The following is a 17074-nucleotide window of genomic DNA, read 5'->3' on the forward strand; positions in this document are numbered from 1 at the left end:
ACCCCCGATGTGCGTTCCGGGGTATGGCGGACGTCACCACCGAAAACGGGCGCGGAGTTTCATTGCGCCCGTGTTACGCACCCGGGGGAGCGGCGGCGGGCGCGTCCCCGGAGGTGACCGAAACGCCGCCGTGCGCCGCCTTGTGCAGGTCCGGGCCCCGATACTCCGCCGCCGATCCGGACGCGGCGGGTTAACGTCCGTGCGTGCGCAAGACGTTGAGGGTGGCGGCCTACGCCATATGCGTCCGTGACGGGCAGGTCCTCCTCGCCCGCTCCCCGGCCCCCGACGGAGTCCCCGAGTGGGTGCTGCCCGGCGGCGGCATGGAACACGGGGAGGACCCCTACGACACCGTCCGCCGCGAGGTCCGCGAGGAGACGGGCTACGACATCGAGGTCACCGCCATCCTGGGCGTCGACTCCCTGCGTCTGACCTCCCCGCGCCGCCTGCGCTCCCCGTCCGACCACCACGGAGTGCGCCTCCTTTACGAGGGCACGGTCGTCGCCGGCGAACTGCGCCCCGAGATCGGCGGCTCCACGGACATGGCCGCCTGGCACCCCCTCGACGCGGTCCCGGCCCTGCGCCGCATCGGCCTGGTGGACCTCGGCCTGAGACTGTGGCGGGAGCGGCCGGCCTCGGGGCGGGTGGGGTAGGGGCGGCGACCTGCGGCCCCGGCCCCGGCCCCGGACCCGGACCCGGACCCGGACCCGGACCCGGACCCGGACCCGGACCCGGACCGACATGCCGCGATTCCCCGCAAGATGAACACCGCGTGACCGGTCGACAGCCGGTCGGGGAGCGGGCGTGGGCGGGCAGGCGGCCCCGTGATCCACGTCCCGCGATCGGCGCTGCGCGTTGGCGTCTCATTAACGCGCAGGCCATTCCCGGTGCCAACGATCCCCAGTGAGCGGGGGGCCCGCGCAAGCGGCCGTCCGCGGTCACTGCCGACGCGTTTCGCACTCGGGGAGATCGCGCATGTCGCGCACACGCTCTGTCGCCAGCTCTGCCGCCGCCCGGGCGGCGGTCGATCGCCGTACGCTCCTCGCCGCCGCCGGTGCGGTGTCCCTGTCCGCCGGCGTGGGATACGCCCTGCGGCCCACCGAGAGCGAGGCCGCCCCCGCCGCGGCCGAGCACGAGGCCGCCGTCGCCTCCTCCCGCAAGGCGCCCGCCGCGCCCCTCGCCCCCTACACCCGCGGCACCACCCTCGCCTCCGTCGCCGCGCCCCGCACCTCCTCCGGCTACCGCCGCCTCGGCGACGGCCCCGGCTGGAAGCGGGTCGTGCGCAGCGAACTCGCCACGCCCAAGTCGGGCCGCGCGGACCGCCGTACCGCGCTCGCCGCCTTCGTGCAGCTCACCGACCTGCACATCATCGACGCCCAGCACCCGCTGCGGCTGGAGTTCCTGCGCTCCGCCGACGTGCACGCCTGGCGTCCGCAGGAACTGCTCAGCGTGCAGGGCGCGGTCTCCCTGGTCGAGCGGGTCAACGCGCTGCGGGGCGCCCCCGTCACCGGCGCCCCGCTGCACTTCGCCATGACGACCGGCGACAACACCGACAACAACGCCCGCACCGAGCTGGAGTGGTTCCTGACCGTGCTGAGCGGCGGGCGGGTCACCCCCAACTCCGGTGACCCGCGGCACTACGAGGGCGTGCAGAGCAGCGGGCTCAAGCAGTTCTGGCAGCCCGACTCCGCCGTCCGCGACGCCGACAAGCAGCGCGGCTTCCCGCACCTGGACGGCTTCCTCGCCGCCGCCATGCGCGAGGTGCGCAGCCCCGGCCTCAACCTGCCCTGGTACTCCACCGTCGGCAACCACGACTCCCTCCCGCTCGGCTGCTACGGCCACGGAGACCCGTACCTCGCCGAGTTCGCCGCCGGCGGCAAGAAGCTGATGGCGCTGTCCGCCGCCGAGGCCAAGAAGCTCCAGGACTCCATCAAGACCGCCCGCGACCCGCTCGGCCTGCTCTACCGCGACCTGATGCGCGCGCACGCCCGGGACCTGCGCTCCATCACCCCCGACGAGCGGCGCGCCCCCTACACCGCCGTCGAGTACGTCAAGGCCCACCTCGACCCCGCGTACACCGGCCCGGGCCCCGTCGGCCACGGCTACTCGGGCGCCAACGTCGAAGCGGGCACCCAGTACTACAGCTTCCGCATCGCCGACGACGTCATCGGCATCAGCCTCGACACCACCGACCCTGGCGGCCACTACGAGGGCTCCATCGGCGCCGGTCAGCTGACCTGGCTGCACCGCACCCTGCGCCGGAACAAGGACGCGTACGTCGTCGTCTTCAGCCACCACACCAGCAAGACCATGGACAACCCGCGCCCCGACCCCGCCCGGCCGAACGAGCGGCGGCACAACGGCGACGACGTCCTCGCCGTGCTGGGCCGCCACCGCAACGTCCTCGCCTGGGTCAACGGCCACATCCACCGCAACGACATCACCGCGCACACGGGCTCCGCCGGTCACTCCTTCTGGGAGATCTCCACCGCCTCCCACGTGGACTTCCCGCAGCTGGCCCGCGTGATCGAGCTGGTCGACAACAAGGACGGCACCCTCTCGGTGTTCACGACCCTCGTGGAGTCGGCCGCGCCGCACGCCACCGACTTCACCGACCTCTCCCAGACCGGCCTGGCGGCCCTCTACCGGGAGATCTCCTTCAACGCGCCCGGCGCCCGCACGGACCTGGCGGGCGAGGCCCGCGACCGCAACACGGAGCTGGTGCTGAAGAAGGGGTAGAGGCCGTCGGACACCCCGGGTCACTGCCGGGGCAGGACGACCAGGTAGGCGGCGGGCTCCCGGTCCGCCGACGCCATCAGGGCCGTGCGCAGGACCGCCGCCTGCTCGTGCGGCGACTCCCGCAGCCGCTTCGGCGTCACCCGCACGACCGTGACGCCGAGCCGCTCCAGGCGCTCCCGCCTGCGGACCCACTCGGCCCACTGCGGGTCGTCCTCGTGGCGCCGGCCGCGGGCGTCCAGCTCGACGGCGACGGCGTGCTCCGGCCAGTAGGCGTCGACGCCGCCGAGGCCGGGGCCGCCGGGAAGGCGCAGCTCGACGTCCCACAGCGGGTCCGGCAGCCGGTGGTCCCGCACCAGCCGGTACAGCCGGTCCTCCGCCAGGGCACGCCCCTCGGCGAGCAGGGAGTCGACGGCGTCCACGACGTGCGGGCGGTTCAGCAGTCGTGCCCGGGTCAGTTCGCGCACCACCGAGGCCGGGTCGCAGTGGCGGGCCCGTACGGCCTCGGTGAGCAGTCCGCGCACGTCGGTCGGGTCCGTCAGCCGGGCGACCGCGTCGGCCAGGGCGCGCGGCACGGGCGCGACCGGCAGACCCGCCGCCCGGCCGGGGGCGGGCAGCGCGGCGGTGCGCACGACCCGCACGAAGCCGGTCGACCGGATCCGGCGCAGCCGGGGGACCAGCACGTCGACGCGGTCCAGGGCGGCGAGCGGGGGAGCGGCGGCGAAGCCGTGCAGTTTCAGCGCCGCCAGGCCCGTGAGCATCGCCTCCGGGTAGGCGGCGCGGGGGGCTCCGCCCGGCTCCGGCTGGGACGGCACCCGCGGCAGCGCCTCGCGGGAGGCGTAGGTCAGGGCCGCGTGCAGCCGCTCCTCGACGGTCGGCCGGTCCGGGTGCAGCAGGAACACGCCGGGCAGCAGCTGCTGCCAGGGGCCGCCGGGCCCGCACCGCTCGGTCGTCTCGGCGGCCGTCACGCCCCGCGCGCGAAGCTGCGCGGTCGTCAGGAGGCGGCCGTGGACGTCGGCCGGGGGAACGTGCAGGGGACGCGGCGGGAGCGGGGTGTTGTGGTTCATGATGCGGCGATTCCCGCCCGGGACCCCGCCCCTAACCGCTGTTACACGCCCGTCGACAAATGCGGACAACGCCGCCCTGAAGTACGCGTGTTCGGATGCCGAAAACCCCTGGCCGCGCGTGAGCGGACCAGGGGTTACGGGCGTCCTGTGCCGGTTCGGCAACAAGCGGCTCGGAGCCCCGAACGGGACGGGAGTCCGCGAGCCGCGTGCCCCTTCCGTTCGTGGCGCTCAGGCCCGCGCGTCGCACTCCTGAGCGCGCAGCGCCCGCGCCAGGTCGTCGCGGGCCTCCAGCACCAGGCGGCGCAGTGCCGGGGCCGCGTCCTCGTGGGCCGTCAGCCAGGCGTCCGTCGCCTCCAGGGTCGCCGGGGAGTCCTGGAGGGACGGGAAGAGGCCGCGGACGACGTCCATGCCGATCTGGATCGACCGCTCGCTCCAGATCCGGTCGATCACCGCGAAGTACTTCCCGGCGTACGGCCCGAGCAGTTCGCGCTGCGACGACTGGGCGAAGCCCGCGATGGTGGCCTCGACCAGCGCGTTGGACAGCGCCTTGGACTCCACGACCTGCGCCCACGCCTGCGCCTTGACCGCCTCGGACGGGCGGGCGGCGAGGCACCGCACCTGGTGGCGCTTGCCGGACGCGGTGTCGTCACGGGCCAGCTCGCGCGCCAGGGTCCGCTCGTCGGCGAGCCCGTGCGCGGCCAGCGGCTCCAGGAACGACCAGCGCAGCTCCTGGTCCACCTCCAGACCGTCGATCTTCTCCGTGCCCTCCAGCAGCCCCTGCAGCAGCTCCAGTTCCGCCCGCCCCGAGGCGGCCGTCGCGAAGAAGCGGGCCCAGGCCAGCTGGTGCTCGCCGCCCGGCTCGGCCGCCCGCAGCTCGCGCAGGGCGCCCTCGCCCAGGAGCCGCTCGCCCGTCGGCCGCCAGGCGGGGGACGCGTAGTGGACCAGTGCCGAGTGCGCCCAGGCGTGCAGCATCTGCAGGACGCCGATGTCCGACTCGCGCCCCGCGAACCGCAGCACGAGGTCCACGAAGTCCCGCGCCGGCAGCAGCGCGTCCCGCGTCATGTTCCACAGAGCCGACCAGCACAGCGCCCGGGCCAGCGGGTCGGTGACGTCGCCCAGCCCCTCGCGCAGCGCCGCCAGCGACGTCTCGTCGAAGCGGATCTTGCAGTAGGTGAGGTCGTCGTCGTTGACCAGCACCAGGTCGGGCGCCTCGGCCCCCGCCAGCTCCGCGACCACCGTGCGCGGTCCGTCGACGTCCGCCTCGGCGCGCGCGTAGCGCTCCAGCGCACCGTCCCCGCCGCGCCGGTACAGGCCCACCGCCACCCGGTGCGGGCGCAGCTCCGGGTGCGACTCGGCGGCCTCCTGCACCACCGCCAGCTCGTCGATCCGCCCCTCGGCGGTCAGCAGCACCTGCGGGGTGAGGGAGTTGACGCCGGCCGTCTGGAGCCAGGCCCGCGACCAGGCGGCCATGTCCCGGCCGCTGGTCTCCTCCAGCACCGCCAGCAGGTCGCCGAGGCGCGTGTTGCCGTACGCGTGCCGCTTGAAGTACCGGCGGGCGCCCTCCAGGAAGGCGTCCTGGCCGACGTACGCCACCAGCTGCTTGAGCACCGAGGCGCCCTTGGCGTAGGTGATGCCGTCGAAGTTGAGCTTGGCGTCCTGGAGGTCGCGGATGTCGGCGGTGACGGGGTGGGTGGAGGGCAGCTGGTCGGCGCGGTAGGCCCAGGCCTTGCGGCGGTTGGCGAAGGTGATCCAGGCGTCCCGGAAGCGGGTGGCGCCGACGTTGGCGAACGTGCCCATGAAGTCGGCGAAGGACTCCTTCAGCCACAGGTCGTCCCACCACACCATGGTGACCAGGTCCCCGAACCACATGTGCGCCATCTCGTGCAGGATCACGTTGGCGCGGGCCTCGTACGACGCGCGCGTCACCTTCCCGCGGAAGATGAACTCCTCCCGGAAGGTCACCAGCCCCGGGTTCTCCATCGCGCCCAGGTTGTACTCGGGCACGAACGCCTGGTCGTACTTGCCGAACGGGTACGGGTAGTCGAAGTGGTCGTGGAAGAAGTCCAGGCCCTGCTTGGTGACCAGGAAGACGTCGTCGCTGTCGAAGTGCGGGGCGAGACCCTTGCGGCACATCGCGCCGAGCGGGATCTCCAGGGTGCCGCCGTCGGGCAGGGCCCGGGTGTAGGTGTCCGTGACGTAGTGGTACGGGCCCGCCACCACGCAGGTGATGTACGTCGAGATGGGGCGGGTCTCCGCGAACCGCCAGACGCCGTCGGCGCGCCGGCCGGCGCCGTTGCTCCACACCGTCCACTCCTGCGGCGCGCGCACCTCGAAGCGGAACGGGGCCTTGAGGTCCGGCTGCTCGAAGCAGGCGAACACCCGGCGGGAGTCGGCCGGTTCGTACTGCGTGTAGAGGTAGACCTCGCCGTCCTCCGGGTCGACGAAGCGGTGCAGCCCCTCGCCCGTGCGGGAGTAGGCGCACTGGGCGTCGACGATCAGCTCGTTGTCGGCGGCCAGGTCCTCCAGCGTGATCCGGCAGCCGTCGAAGACCTCGCGCGGGTCCAGGTCGCGGCCGTTGAGCGAGACGGCGGTGACCCCGGGCGCGATCAGGTCGGCGAAGCTCGACGCGCCCGGCTCGGCGCAGCGGAACCGGATCGTGGTGACCGAGCGGAAGGTACGCGGCTCCCCGCCCGCGTCGCCGACGGCGGACCGCACGTCGAGGGACACGTCGTACCCGTCGACGGACAGCAGGGCGGCCCGCTCCCGGGCCTCGTCGCGGGACAGGTTCTCACCGGGCACGGGCGGCACTCCTCGGGTCGTCACGGCAGTTCGGTCCAGCATGCGGACAGCACTGATCCTGCCATGCGCACCTGACGGGAGGCAGCCGGGAATGTTCCGCACGCGACGCGGCGTTGCCCCGACGTTCCCGGGAGAAACGCTTCCCTCATGAGGAGAGACATGTCGGACAAGACCCCCGTCGACTTCTGGTTCGACCCGCTGTGCCCCTGGGCCTGGATGACGTCCCGCTGGGTCCTGGAGGTGCAGAAGCACCGCGACATCGAGGTCCGCTGGCACCTCATGAGCCTCGCCGTCCTCAACGAGGACAAGCTGGACGAGCTGCCCGAGGACTACCGCGAGCTGCTGTCCACCAAGGCGTGGGGCCCGGTCCGGGTCGTCATCGCGGCGCAGGAGGAGCACGGCCCCGAGGTCCTCGGCGACCTCTACACCGCGCTCGGCACCCGCATCCACAACCGGGGCGAGGGACCGGGCAAGGACGTGGTCGCCGCCGCGGTCAAGGACGTGGGCCTGCCCGAGTCCCTGATGGACCACTGGGACGACACCCCGTACGAGGCCCAGCTGCGCGCCTCCCACAAGGAGGGCATCGAGAAGGTCGGCCAGGAGGTCGGCACCCCCGTCATCGCGGTGCCCGGCCCCGACGGCGAGGAGATCGCCTTCTTCGGCCCGGTCGTCACCCCCACGCCCAAGGGCGAGGAGGCGCTGCGCCTGTGGGACGGCACCCTCGCGGTGGCCTCGGTGCCCGGCTTCTACGAGATCAAGCGGACCCGCACCAAGGGCCCGGACTTCAGCAACCTCTGAGCCCGGTCACTTCCCCTCGGGCTCCGGCAGCGTGCCGCCGCGCGCCCACCGGTCCTTGCGCTGCACCCGACGGCACCCCTCCTGGCGGCACCGTTGATAGGCGCCGGGCGTGAAGAACTCGTCGGGGAAGATCTCGGCGACCAGTTTCCGGACGGCCGGGATCTCGTCCCCGGTCAGTGACGTGAACCACTTCATGGAACTGCCGGGACAGTTCGGACAGCGGACCCAGGCCATGGCGCCTCCTCGGAGAGCGGGCGCCGGCGCCGGACGCGCCGCCCCGCACCCCAGCCGGAGGCTAATCCGGCCGGGGGCCGACGCGGAAGGCCCTCACGAGTCACGTCCTCGTGAGGGCCTTCCGTCTTACCGCCCGCCCCGGTGAAAGGTGAGAAGACGATCACGAGGCGGGACGCGGGGGACGCGCCGTCACGGCGCGAGCAGCAGCACGTCCGCGCGGGACTTCGCGGCCTCGTAACGTCGGGCCACGTCCTGCCAGTTGACGACCCGCCACATGGCCTCGACGAAGTCCACCTTCTGGTTGCGGTACTGCAGGTAGAAGGCGTGCTCCCAGGCGTCGAAGACCAGGATCGGCGTGGCGCCCTGCCCGACGTTGCCCTGGTGGTCGTACACCTGCTCGACGATCAGCCGGCCGCTCAGCGGCTCGTACGCCAGGACGCCCCACCCGGAGCCCTGCGTCGTGGCCGCCGCCTTCGACAGCTGCGCCTTGAAGCCGGCGAAGGACCCGAACGACTCGGCGATCGCGTCCGCCAGCTCGCCCACCCCGTCCTTCTCCAAGGGCTCGCCGCCGCCGTCGCCGGTCATGTTGTGCCAGTAGATCGAGTGCAGGATGTGACCGGAGAGATGGAAGGCCAGGTTCTTCTCCAGCCCGTTGACCGAGCCCCACTGCTCCTTGTCGCGCGCCTCCGCGAGCTGCTCCAGCGTGTCGTTGGCGCCCTTCACATAGGCGGCGTGGTGCTTGTCGTGGTGCAGCTCGATGATCTCGGGGCTGATCACGGGCGCGAGCGCGGAGTAGTCGTACGGCAGTTCAGGCAGCGTGTAGACGGGCATCACAGGTCCCCTCCGACCTCTTATTGCAAAGAGTTTGCAACTACAACCTAGCAACAAAAAGGTCCTCGCGGGCGCGGAAGCGACACGAGGGCGAGTCGAGGAGGGCAGGAGTCCGTTCCGCGAGAAGGGGCGCCGGGGCGTCGGCGAGGCGAGGGCGGGATTGGTGAAAACCTACAGATGTACCCACCCCGCCCTCGAGTGACACACCCGTCCCGACCTCCGTGACGGGCATCACCCCACCCTCCTTGCCCTCATCCCCGATTGTCCGGAGCCCACCAACGCGCGCCTGCCGCCTTTGTCGGTCGGTGACGGTGATCGCCATGCCGCCCCTGGGTTAGCGTCACGGTGTCCCGAACCGCCCTCACCCCCGCGGAGTCCCCATGAGCACCGCCGTCGCCCCCGTCCGCCCCGGCCGGGTCCTCGCCGACCTCCTCCCCGCCTCGCGTGCCCGCGACATCGCGCTCGTCGCCGGCGGCGCCGCCCTCACCGGCCTCGCGGCCCAGCTCTCGGTGCCCGTCCCCGGCTCCCCGGTCCCGGTGACCGGCCAGACCTTCGCCGCGCTCCTCGTCGGCGCCGCCCTCGGCACGGGCCGCGGCTTCCTCTCCCTGGCCCTGTACGCGCTGGCCGGCATGGCGGGCGTGCCGTGGTTCGCGCAGGGCGGCTCCGGCGTCGCCGCCCCGTCCTTCGGCTACGTCATCGGCCTCCTCCTCGCCGCGACCGCCGTGGGGGCGCTGGCCCGCCGCGGCGCGGACCGCTCCCCGTGGCGGACGGCGGGCGCGATGCTGCTGGGCGAGGCGATCGTCTACGCCGTCGGCGTGCCGTACCTGGCCCTGGCGACCGGCATGTCCGCCTCCGCCGCGATCGCGGCCGGCCTGACCCCGTTCCTGATCGGCGACGCCCTGAAGGCGGCCCTGGCGATGGGCGTGCTGCCGGCGGCGTGGAAGCTGGCGGGCCGGCGCGACAAGGCCTGACGGCCGACGCCCCCGTACGACGAGCAGGGCCCCGCGGCGAGGTGGTCGCCGCGGGGCCCCGCTCCTTGTGTACGACGTCTGCGACGGCCGCTCGTCGGTCAGCCGGCGATGACGCCCGCCGCCCGCCGGGACCGGACCCGCTGCCGGATTACCGCGATGCCGAGCACCACGGCGGCGACGAGCAGCGACAGCAGGACGGTGGAGCGCCCGTCGTGCTCGGTGTCGGTGAGCATGTACCCGAGGACGAACACGATCAGCGCGGCGGCGGCCCACGTCAGATACGGGTACAGCCACATCCGCACGACCAGCTTCTCCGGCGACTCCGCCTGGATGATCTTCCTCATGCGCAGCTGCGAGAAGCAGATCACCAGCCACACGAACAGGGCCACGGCGCCGCTGGAGTTGACGAGGAAGAGGAAGACGGAGTCCGGGAACTTGTAGTTGAAGAAGACGGCCACGAACCCGAAGACCACGGAGACGAGGATCGCCGTGCGCGGCACGCCCTGACCGGTGGTCCGGGCGAAGGACTTCGGGGCGTCACCGCGCTCGCCGAGCGAGAAGGCCATGCGGGAGGCGGTGTAGAGGCCGGAGTTGAGACAGGACAGCACGGACGTCAGCACGATGAAGTTCATGATCTGGCCGGCGTGCGCGATGCCGAGGGAGTCCAGGGCGGCGACGTAGGAGCCGTCCTCCTTGATGGAGGCGGAGTCCCAGGGCAGCAGCGAGACGACGACGAAGATGGAACCCAGGTAGAAGACGCCGATGCGCCAGATGATGCTGTTGGTCGACTTGGTCACGGCCCGCTGCGGGTCCTCGGACTCGCCGGCGGCCAGGGTGGCGATCTCGCTGCCCATGAAGGAGAAGACGACGAGCAGCACGCCGGTGAGGATGGCGCCGGGTCCGTTGGGCAGGAAGCCGCCGTGCCCGGTGAGGTTGGACAGCCCCGCCTGGTCGCTGTCGACGCCGGGCAGCAGCCCGAACACGGCGAGCCCGCCGATGACGATGAAGGCGCCGATGGCGACGACCTTGATGCCGGCGAACCAGAACTCGAACTCGCCGTAGGAGCCCACGGAGACGAGGTTGGTGGCGGTCAGCACCACCATCACGATGAGCGCCCAGCCCCACTGCGGGACGGCCGGGATCCACGACTCGAGGATCGCGGCGCCGGCGGTCGCCTCGACCGCGAGCACGACGACCCAGAAGAACCAGTAGAGCCAGCCGATGGTGAACCCGGCCCAGGGGCCGAGCGCACGGTCGGCGTGCGCGGAGAACGACCCGGAGGTCGGGTTGGCGGCGGACATCTCGCCGAGCATGCGCATCACCAGCACCACGAGCGTGCCGACGAGGGCGTACGAGAGCAGGATGCCGGGTCCCGCCGTGGCGATGCCGGAACTTGATCCGACGAACAGCCCGGCGCCGATGACACCGCCGATGGCGATCATCGACAGATGCCGGTTCTTGAGCCCTGCCTGGAGTCCGGTGCCGGGTTCGCCGGCCTTCCCGGGTTCTCCTGGGCCGCGTCCGGTCTGGGTAAGAGTCGGCTGCGAGGTCATGGGAGGGATTTCCTTTACGCCGGTAGGCAGTGCCCCTTGTGGGAGTCGATCCAGTGAATCGAAGGCAAACGGATGAGGGAACCTTTGATTCCGGATCGTTACTTGAGGTTGTCCTGAGCTTCTGCCCCGCACTGTGCTCGCCGCACATGTGACACCCGCCGCAGCCCCGTACCGACCCCCGTGTCACACTCGTGCCCATGCGCGTGTACCTCGGTTCCGACCATGCCGGCTACGAACTCAAGAACCACCTCGTCGAGTGGCTCAGGGAAGCCGGCCACGAGCCCGTCGACTGCGGGCCCCACATCTACGACGCCCAGGACGACTACCCCCCGTTCTGCCTCCGCGCCGCCGAGCGCACGGCGGCCGATTCCGAGGCCCTGGGCATCGTGATCGGCGGCTCCGGCAACGGCGAGCAGATCGCCGCGAACAAGGTCAAGGGCGTACGCGCGGCTCTCGCCTGGAGCGAGGAGACGGCGGCTCTGGGGCGCCAGCACAACAACGCGAACGTGATCGCGGTGGGCGCGCGCATGCACACGCAGGACGAGGCGACGAGGTTCGTCGAGACGTTCCTGACCACCCCGTTCTCGAACGACGAGCGCCACGTGCGCCGCATCGAGATGCTGTCGGCCTACGAAACCAAGGGCGACCTCCCGCCGATCCCGGCGCACCACCCGCAGCAGTAGCGCTCCGCGCCGGGGCCGGGCCGACGACGGGCCGCTCACGAGGTGAGCGGCCGGGGCGGGGTGCCTGAACGGGCGGCTCGGGGACGTGCGTGCGGACGCCGGGCGGCTCGGCGGAGCCTCGGCGCGCGCCGTGCCGGGACAGCCGGCGCGAGGGTGGGACGAAGCCTTCGCGACGGCGCGGCGACGATGCCCAGCGGGGTGCAGGGGGAACGCAGTGCTTTCCCAGGTGCGGGCTCGGCTCCGGGGCGACCGCCACCCGCTGTCCCTGCCGACGTCGGGGCGGAGCCGCGGGCAGCCGAACCTGCTGCCCCACCGAGCCGGGCGGACCGATGCCCGGCCCGGGCCGAACCCCCGGGAGGGGTGCGGCAAGGCAGTCCCCGCCGGTCCAGGGGGAGCCCCCGGTACGACAGCCACCCCCTGCCCGACCGAGTGGGCCGGGAGCTGGGCGAACACTCGGGGTCCGGGGCGCAGACCCGGGGCGAGGCCACCTTCCCTCCGGCCGAGTCGGGCAGGCGGGTGGGCAGAACAACGGCGACAGAAGGGACCCGCACCGTGCCAGAGGGCCACACCATCCACCGCCTGGCCCAGGACTACGCCGCCCGCTTCACCGGCGGAGTCACCCGCGTGACCAGCCCCCAGGGCAAGTTCGCCGACGCCGCCGCCCTCCTCGACGGCACCTCCCTCACCACCGCCGACGCCCACGGCAAACACCTCTTCCTCGGCTTCCGCGACGACGAGTGGGTCCACATCCACCTCGGCCTCTTCGGCAAGGTGACCTTCGGCGACGCCCCCGCGCCCCCGCCCACCGACACCGTCCGCCTCCGCCTCGCCAACCCCACCTCCTACGTCGACCTCCGCGGCCCCACCGCCTGCGCCCTGATCACCGGCGCCGAGAAGGACGCGATACACGCCCGCCTGGGCCCCGACCCCCTGCGCGCGGACGCCGACCCGCAGGACGCGTACCGGCGCGTCTCCCGCAGCCGTACGACGATCGCCGCGCTGCTGATGGACCAGAAGGTCGTCGCCGGCGTCGGCAACGTCTACCGCGCCGAGGTCCTCTTCCGGCACCGCATCGACCCGTACCGCCCGGGCAGGGACATCACGCCCGCCGAGTGGGACGCGATCTGGGCCGACCTCGTGGCGCTCATGCGCGAGGGCGTGCGCAACAACCGCATCGACACCGTCCGCCCCGAGCACACCCCGGAGGCGATGGGCCGCCCGCCGCGCGTCGACGACCACGGCGGAGAGGTCTACGTCTACCGCAGGGCCAACCTGCCCTGCCACATCTGTGGCGGCGAGATCCGCACCGCCGGTCTCGCCGCCCGCAACCTCTTCTGGTGCCCGACCTGTCAGAAACCCTGACGGAGCCCGGCCGGACCCACCCTCAGAACCCGTGCGGCAGCCAGGGCGCCACCGCGCTCCCGAACCCCACCGCCGCCTCCGCCAGCGCCCCGCCCCGCAGCTCCCGCACCCGCCCCGCCCGGCCCAGCGCGGCCAGGCTCACGCCCCCGAGGTACGCGGCCCCCAACTCCCGTACGGACAGCGCGAGGTCGGCGGGGTCGGCCGTACGCTCGCACACCGCCCCCTTCGCGTCGCCGCTCAGCCGCCAACGCCCGGCGTTCCAGGGGCAGAAGGCGTCCTCGACCTCGAACACCACGTCCACCGGCGTCTGGTAGGTCCGCGCGGCCAGGGCGTCCCCCACGTCCACCAGCCGCACGTACAGCGCGTCCCGCGACCGCGTCCGGCAGCGCCGGATGTCGGAGACGAGGTACTGCCAGGCGTCGTCCACGGGCCGCCCCCGCAGGGTCAGCGTGCTCGTCAGGTCGATCGAGAACAGGAACCGCCACAGCGCCGCCTCCGTCACCGGGTCGAGCGCGGCGAGGTCGTCCAGGACGACCGTCCCGTCCGCCCCGGCCTCCCCCCACTGCGACTTCACCCGGAACCGCGCGTAGCCGACGACCTCCGGACCGCCGCCCTCCCCGGCCCGCTCCGCGACCACGCACTGGAGCGGCGACGCCCCGTCCCGGTCCTGCTCCGGATCGAGCACCCCCGCCCGCTCCCAGCCGGGCCGCCGCGCCAGCATCCCGGGCCGCCCGGGCACCAGGCGTGCGTACACGGCCTCGCACGCGTCGAGGACGTCACCGGGCGGCGCGTACCGCAGCCGTACGTCGTCCGCGCCGGCCGGCGCCGACAGCCGTACCCGGGCGGTGTCGATCTCCGCGCCGAGGGAGAAGGTCGCCGCGCCGTAGCCGAACCGGCCGTAGATGGCCGGTTCGGAGGCGGTCAGCAGCGCCAGCGGCTCGCCCCAGGACCGGACGTCGTCCAACTGCCGTCGCATCATCGACGTGAGCACCCCGCGCCGCCGGTGCGTGGCGGCCACGCCGACCATCGTCACGCCCGTCGCCGGCACCACGGCCCCGCCCGGCACGGACACCCGGAAGCTGAACGCCCCCGCCGTCCCCACGCACGCGTCCCCGTCCCAAACCCCGATGAAACGCCCGAATTCGGTGAGGCTGCGCCACAACTCCCGTTCCTCGGGCGACTCAGGCGTCCCGCCGAACGCGCGGACCAGGTTGTCGAACCAGCCGTCCCACTCCTCCGGCCGTAGCAGTCGCGGCCCCGGGAGGGAGCCAGGTGCGAGGTCGGTCACGGGTCCGGCGGCGGTGTCTGAGGTCATGTCCTCATGCCTACCAGGGCCTTGCGGACGGAGCGACGTAATTTCCGTCGGACCCGGGCGCGGCGGCTTTCCGTCGAGTTCACTGTGAAGTCGAGCCTCGGACGGGGGACAAGTGGGACCACCCGTGCCAAGGAGCTGGTCCGATGGATAGGGTCCCGAACTAATGGCAGCAGGACGAGAGCGGCGCACGGCGGCCGACACGTTCACGGCCCGGTGGAAGAAGAAGTGGCACCGGGCCCGCGTCGGCGTGCGCCGAAGCGCCGTCGACTACTTCCGCGGCGACGGGTCCGACTGGATCGCCCTTGCCGGACTGCTCCTCACCGTCCCGCTGATCGCGGCCGGCACCCTCGCCAACTCGGTGTGGTGCTCGCCCGCCGCGCTGGTCCTGCCGATCGTCGCCGGCGGCCTGCTGCTGCGCCCGGCGAGCCTGCTCGGCCTGTACGCCGCGGCGGCCACGGCGCTGATCGTGGAATCGGTCAGGCTCGGCCCCTACACGGAGGGCCCGTCGCGGGTGACGCCCGGCGTCGTCCTGGTGGTCGCCGCGTGCGGCATGTTCGGCCTGCTGATCGCGCAGTTCCGCAGCCGGGTCGGGGTGCCCTGGCGGCGCGGCGGCACCATGCTGTTCGACCTGCGCGAACGCATCCGGGTGCAGAGCAAGCTGCCGAAGCTGCCGCAGGGCTGGCACCGCGAGATGGCGCTCAGACCGGCGGGCGGACAGTCCTTCTCGGGCGACTTCGTGGTCGCGGCCCGCACGAACGGCGGGCGCACCCTGGAGGTCGTGCTCACGGACGTCTCCGGCAAGGGCATGGACGCCGGCTCGCGCGCCCTGCTGCTGTCGGGGGCGTTCGGCGGTCTGCTGGGCTCGCTGCCCCCGCACGACTTCCTGCCCGCCGCCAACGGCTATCTGCTCCGCCAGGACTGGGACGAGGGCTTCGCGACCTCCATCCACCTGGTCCTCGACCTGGACTCCGGCGACTACGAGCTGTACTCCGCGGGCCACCCGCCGGGCCTCCAGCTCAACGCCGGCAGCGGCCGCTGGGAGGAGAAGGCGGCCGAGGGACCGCTGCTCGGCGTGTACGAGGGCGCGCAGTTCGACCCGGTGAAGGGCTCGCTGCGGCCCGGCGACGTACTGATGCTGTTCACGGACGGCCTGGTCGAAACCTCCGAGCGGGACATCGTCGAAGGGCTCGACCGGCTCACCGGCGAGGCCGACCGCTACGTCGCCGGCGGTTTCCACGGCGCCGCCTGGCATCTCATCGAGGCGGTGGCCAAGGACGTCAACGACGACCGCGCCCTGCTGCTGATCTGCCGCGAGGGCCCGACGGCGCTGGCTGCCACACTGTCGGCGTGACCGAGACGCCGCGCACGCCCCTGACCCTGGCCGAGGTCGAGGCCCTCGCCCGCGCCGCCCACGAGGGCCGGACCGACAAGGCGGGCCGCCCCTACGCCGAGCATCTGCACGCCGTCGCCGAAGGCGTGCGCGCCCGCGGCGGCGACGCCGACCAGATCGCGGCGGCCTGGCTGCACGACGCCGTCGAGGACGACGCCCTCTCCGAGCGGCAACTGGACGAGGCCGCGCTGAGCGGCCGTACCAAGGACGTGGTCCGCGCCCTCACCAAACGGCCGGGGGAGCCGCCCGAGGAGTACGCCGCGCGGATCCTCGCCACGCCGGGCGCACTGCTGGTCAAGGAGGCGGACCTGGCCCACAACGCCGACCCGGCCCGCCTGGCCCGCCTCGACGCGCCCACCCGCGCCCGCCTGACCCGGAAGTACGCCCGCATGCGCGCCCTCCTCGGCCTCACGGCGCAGTAGAGCCGAACGGGCCCCGGGAAACCGCTGCCGGGCCGACCGGAACGGACGTCCCGGACATCCCCGCCGTCCCCGTCGTTACGTCAGCAGCCGCATAAGAGTGGCTGGTTGGTGGCACGATGGTTCTGGGCGGGGGCGTCGGACCGGATCCCCTGGCCGGGTGCACGGAACCGACCGAGGGTGTGATCAGTTGTGGCCATTTCACTGTCAGTGGTGCTGCTGTTGGCGATCATCCTGGTGGTGATGATGCGCGGCGGCTCGATCAAGGCGGGTCCCGCCATCGTGGCGATCCTCTTCGGCTTCTTCCTCGCCTCCACCGGCATGGCCCCGTCGATCAACCGCTTCCTCAACTCCATCGCGGAAACGGTCAACTCGATCAGCTTCTGACCCTCCCGGGACACACGGGAGGTCGAGGAGACGACTCAGGCCCAGGTGAACGGGTAACCACCCGTTCACCTGGGCCTGAGCCGTGCTGGAGCGGGCGACGGGAATCGAACCCGCGTAGCCAGTTTGGAAGACTGGGGCTCTACCATTGAGCTACGCCCGCACACGAGGCGCCGCAGGTCGGTGACCGCGGCACTGCAGGCATCGTAGCGGGTCGGCCCCCGTCGTCGCACACCCCTTCCGGTCCACGCGCCGACACCGGGTGTGGGCCCGGTGAATACGGGAGACCCGCAGCCTGCGGGCATGTACCCTACGTGTCGCACCAAACGGGGTGTGGCGCAGCTTGGTAGCGCGTCCGCTTTGGGAGCGGAAGGCCGTGGGTTCAAATCCCGCCACCCCGACCACCTGCGCGATCCGCCTGTGCGTCCCGCCTGCGCGGCCGGCCGCGCGATCACGGCCCCGGCCACCGGCGCTCGACCGCGACCACCGGCCCCGATCGCCCGCCGCCATCACCCCGGGTGATCGCCTTTTGGGC

The 17074-nt window shown here is 72.7% G+C and carries 15 protein-coding genes and 2 tRNA genes; 10 read left to right on the forward strand and 7 right to left on the reverse strand.

Annotated elements, in window-relative coordinates; genetic code table 11:
• The first annotated feature begins 203 nt into the window (after positions 1 to 203).
• Together ABZY13_RS17665 and ABZY13_RS17670 are read left to right on the forward strand one after the other, a co-directional pair.
• Entirely contained in the window at positions 204 to 650 is a 447-nt protein-coding gene (locus tag ABZY13_RS17665) for an NUDIX hydrolase (RefSeq protein ID WP_356631599.1), read from the forward strand.
• Positions 651 to 972: 322 nt separating this feature from the next.
• Complete coding sequence (locus ABZY13_RS17670; protein ID WP_356631601.1) at positions 973 to 2736, forward strand: TIGR03767 family metallophosphoesterase; 1764 nt, start codon at positions 973 to 975, stop codon at positions 2734 to 2736.
• Positions 2737 to 2756: 20 nt separating this feature from the next.
• Here ABZY13_RS17670 and ABZY13_RS17675 read toward each other — a convergent pair whose 3' ends face one another.
• Together ABZY13_RS17675 and pepN are read right to left on the reverse strand one after the other, a co-directional pair.
• Positions 2757 to 3800, reverse strand: a complete 1044-nt coding sequence (locus tag ABZY13_RS17675) for a hypothetical protein (RefSeq protein WP_356631603.1) — start codon at positions 3798 to 3800, stop codon at positions 2757 to 2759.
• Between the two features lie 228 nt (positions 3801 to 4028).
• Positions 4029 to 6599 (reverse strand): aminopeptidase N, encoded by a 2571-nt coding sequence (gene pepN / locus ABZY13_RS17680; RefSeq protein WP_356631605.1) that lies wholly within the window; start codon positions 6597 to 6599, stop codon positions 4029 to 4031.
• Positions 6600 to 6758: 159 nt separating this feature from the next.
• Here pepN and ABZY13_RS17685 point away from each other — a divergent pair, with 159 nt between their 5' ends.
• On the forward strand, positions 6759 to 7397 hold the full coding sequence (locus ABZY13_RS17685; RefSeq protein ID WP_356631607.1) for a DsbA family protein: 639 nt from the start codon (positions 6759 to 6761) through the stop codon (positions 7395 to 7397).
• A 6-nt stretch (positions 7398 to 7403) separates the two neighbouring features.
• Here ABZY13_RS17685 and ABZY13_RS17690 read toward each other — a convergent pair whose 3' ends face one another.
• Positions 7404 to 7592, reverse strand: coding sequence for a hypothetical protein (locus ABZY13_RS17690; RefSeq protein WP_356631609.1), 189 nt, complete (start codon positions 7590 to 7592; stop codon positions 7404 to 7406).
• Between the two features lie 228 nt (positions 7593 to 7820).
• Complete coding sequence (locus ABZY13_RS17695) at positions 7821 to 8462, reverse strand: superoxide dismutase (protein ID WP_356631611.1); 642 nt, start codon at positions 8460 to 8462, stop codon at positions 7821 to 7823.
• Between the two features lie 380 nt (positions 8463 to 8842).
• On the opposite strand from ABZY13_RS17695, the gene ABZY13_RS17700 reads away from it, so the two are divergent.
• Positions 8843 to 9433 (forward strand): biotin transporter BioY, encoded by a 591-nt coding sequence (locus tag ABZY13_RS17700; protein WP_356631613.1) that lies wholly within the window; start codon positions 8843 to 8845, stop codon positions 9431 to 9433.
• A 98-nt stretch (positions 9434 to 9531) separates the two neighbouring features.
• Here ABZY13_RS17700 and ABZY13_RS17705 read toward each other — a convergent pair whose 3' ends face one another.
• A complete protein-coding gene (locus tag ABZY13_RS17705; protein ID WP_356631615.1) occupies positions 9532 to 10986 on the reverse strand; it encodes an amino acid permease in 1455 nt (484 codons plus the stop codon).
• A 197-nt stretch (positions 10987 to 11183) separates the two neighbouring features.
• Here ABZY13_RS17705 and ABZY13_RS17710 point away from each other — a divergent pair, with 197 nt between their 5' ends.
• Together ABZY13_RS17710 and ABZY13_RS17715 are read left to right on the forward strand one after the other, a co-directional pair.
• Positions 11184 to 11669: a ribose-5-phosphate isomerase gene (locus tag ABZY13_RS17710; protein WP_356631617.1), complete on the forward strand. Its 486-nt coding sequence runs from the start codon at positions 11184 to 11186 to the stop codon at positions 11667 to 11669.
• 552 nt (positions 11670 to 12221) lie between these two features.
• Positions 12222 to 13031, forward strand: coding sequence for a DNA-formamidopyrimidine glycosylase family protein (locus ABZY13_RS17715; RefSeq protein ID WP_356631619.1), 810 nt, complete (start codon positions 12222 to 12224; stop codon positions 13029 to 13031).
• Between the two features lie 22 nt (positions 13032 to 13053).
• On the opposite strand, the gene ABZY13_RS17720 is transcribed toward ABZY13_RS17715, so the two are convergent.
• Positions 13054 to 14346, reverse strand: a complete 1293-nt coding sequence (locus tag ABZY13_RS17720) for a GNAT family N-acetyltransferase (protein ID WP_356631621.1) — start codon at positions 14344 to 14346, stop codon at positions 13054 to 13056.
• 163 nt (positions 14347 to 14509) lie between these two features.
• Between ABZY13_RS17720 and ABZY13_RS17725 the strand changes: the two genes are divergently transcribed.
• The 3 genes from ABZY13_RS17725 (at position 14510) to ABZY13_RS17735 (ending at position 16542) form a co-directional block, all read left to right on the forward strand.
• Positions 14510 to 15697 carry a PP2C family protein-serine/threonine phosphatase gene (locus tag ABZY13_RS17725; protein ID WP_356631623.1) on the forward strand — a complete coding sequence of 396 codons (1188 nt, stop codon included), beginning with the start codon at positions 14510 to 14512 and terminating at the stop codon, positions 15695 to 15697.
• A complete protein-coding gene (locus ABZY13_RS17730) occupies positions 15694 to 16158 on the forward strand; it encodes an HD domain-containing protein (protein WP_356631625.1) in 465 nt (154 codons plus the stop codon). Before ABZY13_RS17725 ends, ABZY13_RS17730 begins: the two co-directional genes overlap by 4 nt.
• A 189-nt stretch (positions 16159 to 16347) precedes the next feature.
• Positions 16348 to 16542 (forward strand): hypothetical protein, encoded by a 195-nt coding sequence (locus tag ABZY13_RS17735; RefSeq protein WP_356631627.1) that lies wholly within the window; start codon positions 16348 to 16350, stop codon positions 16540 to 16542.
• Between the two features lie 86 nt (positions 16543 to 16628).
• Here the strand turns inward: ABZY13_RS17735 and ABZY13_RS17740 are convergent.
• Positions 16629 to 16702 (reverse strand) — tRNA-Gly (locus tag ABZY13_RS17740).
• A 164-nt stretch (positions 16703 to 16866) separates the two neighbouring features.
• Here ABZY13_RS17740 and ABZY13_RS17745 point away from each other — a divergent pair.
• Positions 16867 to 16943: transfer RNA gene (locus ABZY13_RS17745), tRNA-Pro, on the forward strand.
• The last annotated feature ends 131 nt before the right edge of the window (positions 16944 to 17074 follow it).

This window comes from Streptomyces sp. NPDC006610, assembly GCF_040611575.1.
Taxonomy (GTDB): Bacteria; Actinomycetota; Actinomycetes; order Streptomycetales; family Streptomycetaceae; genus Streptomyces.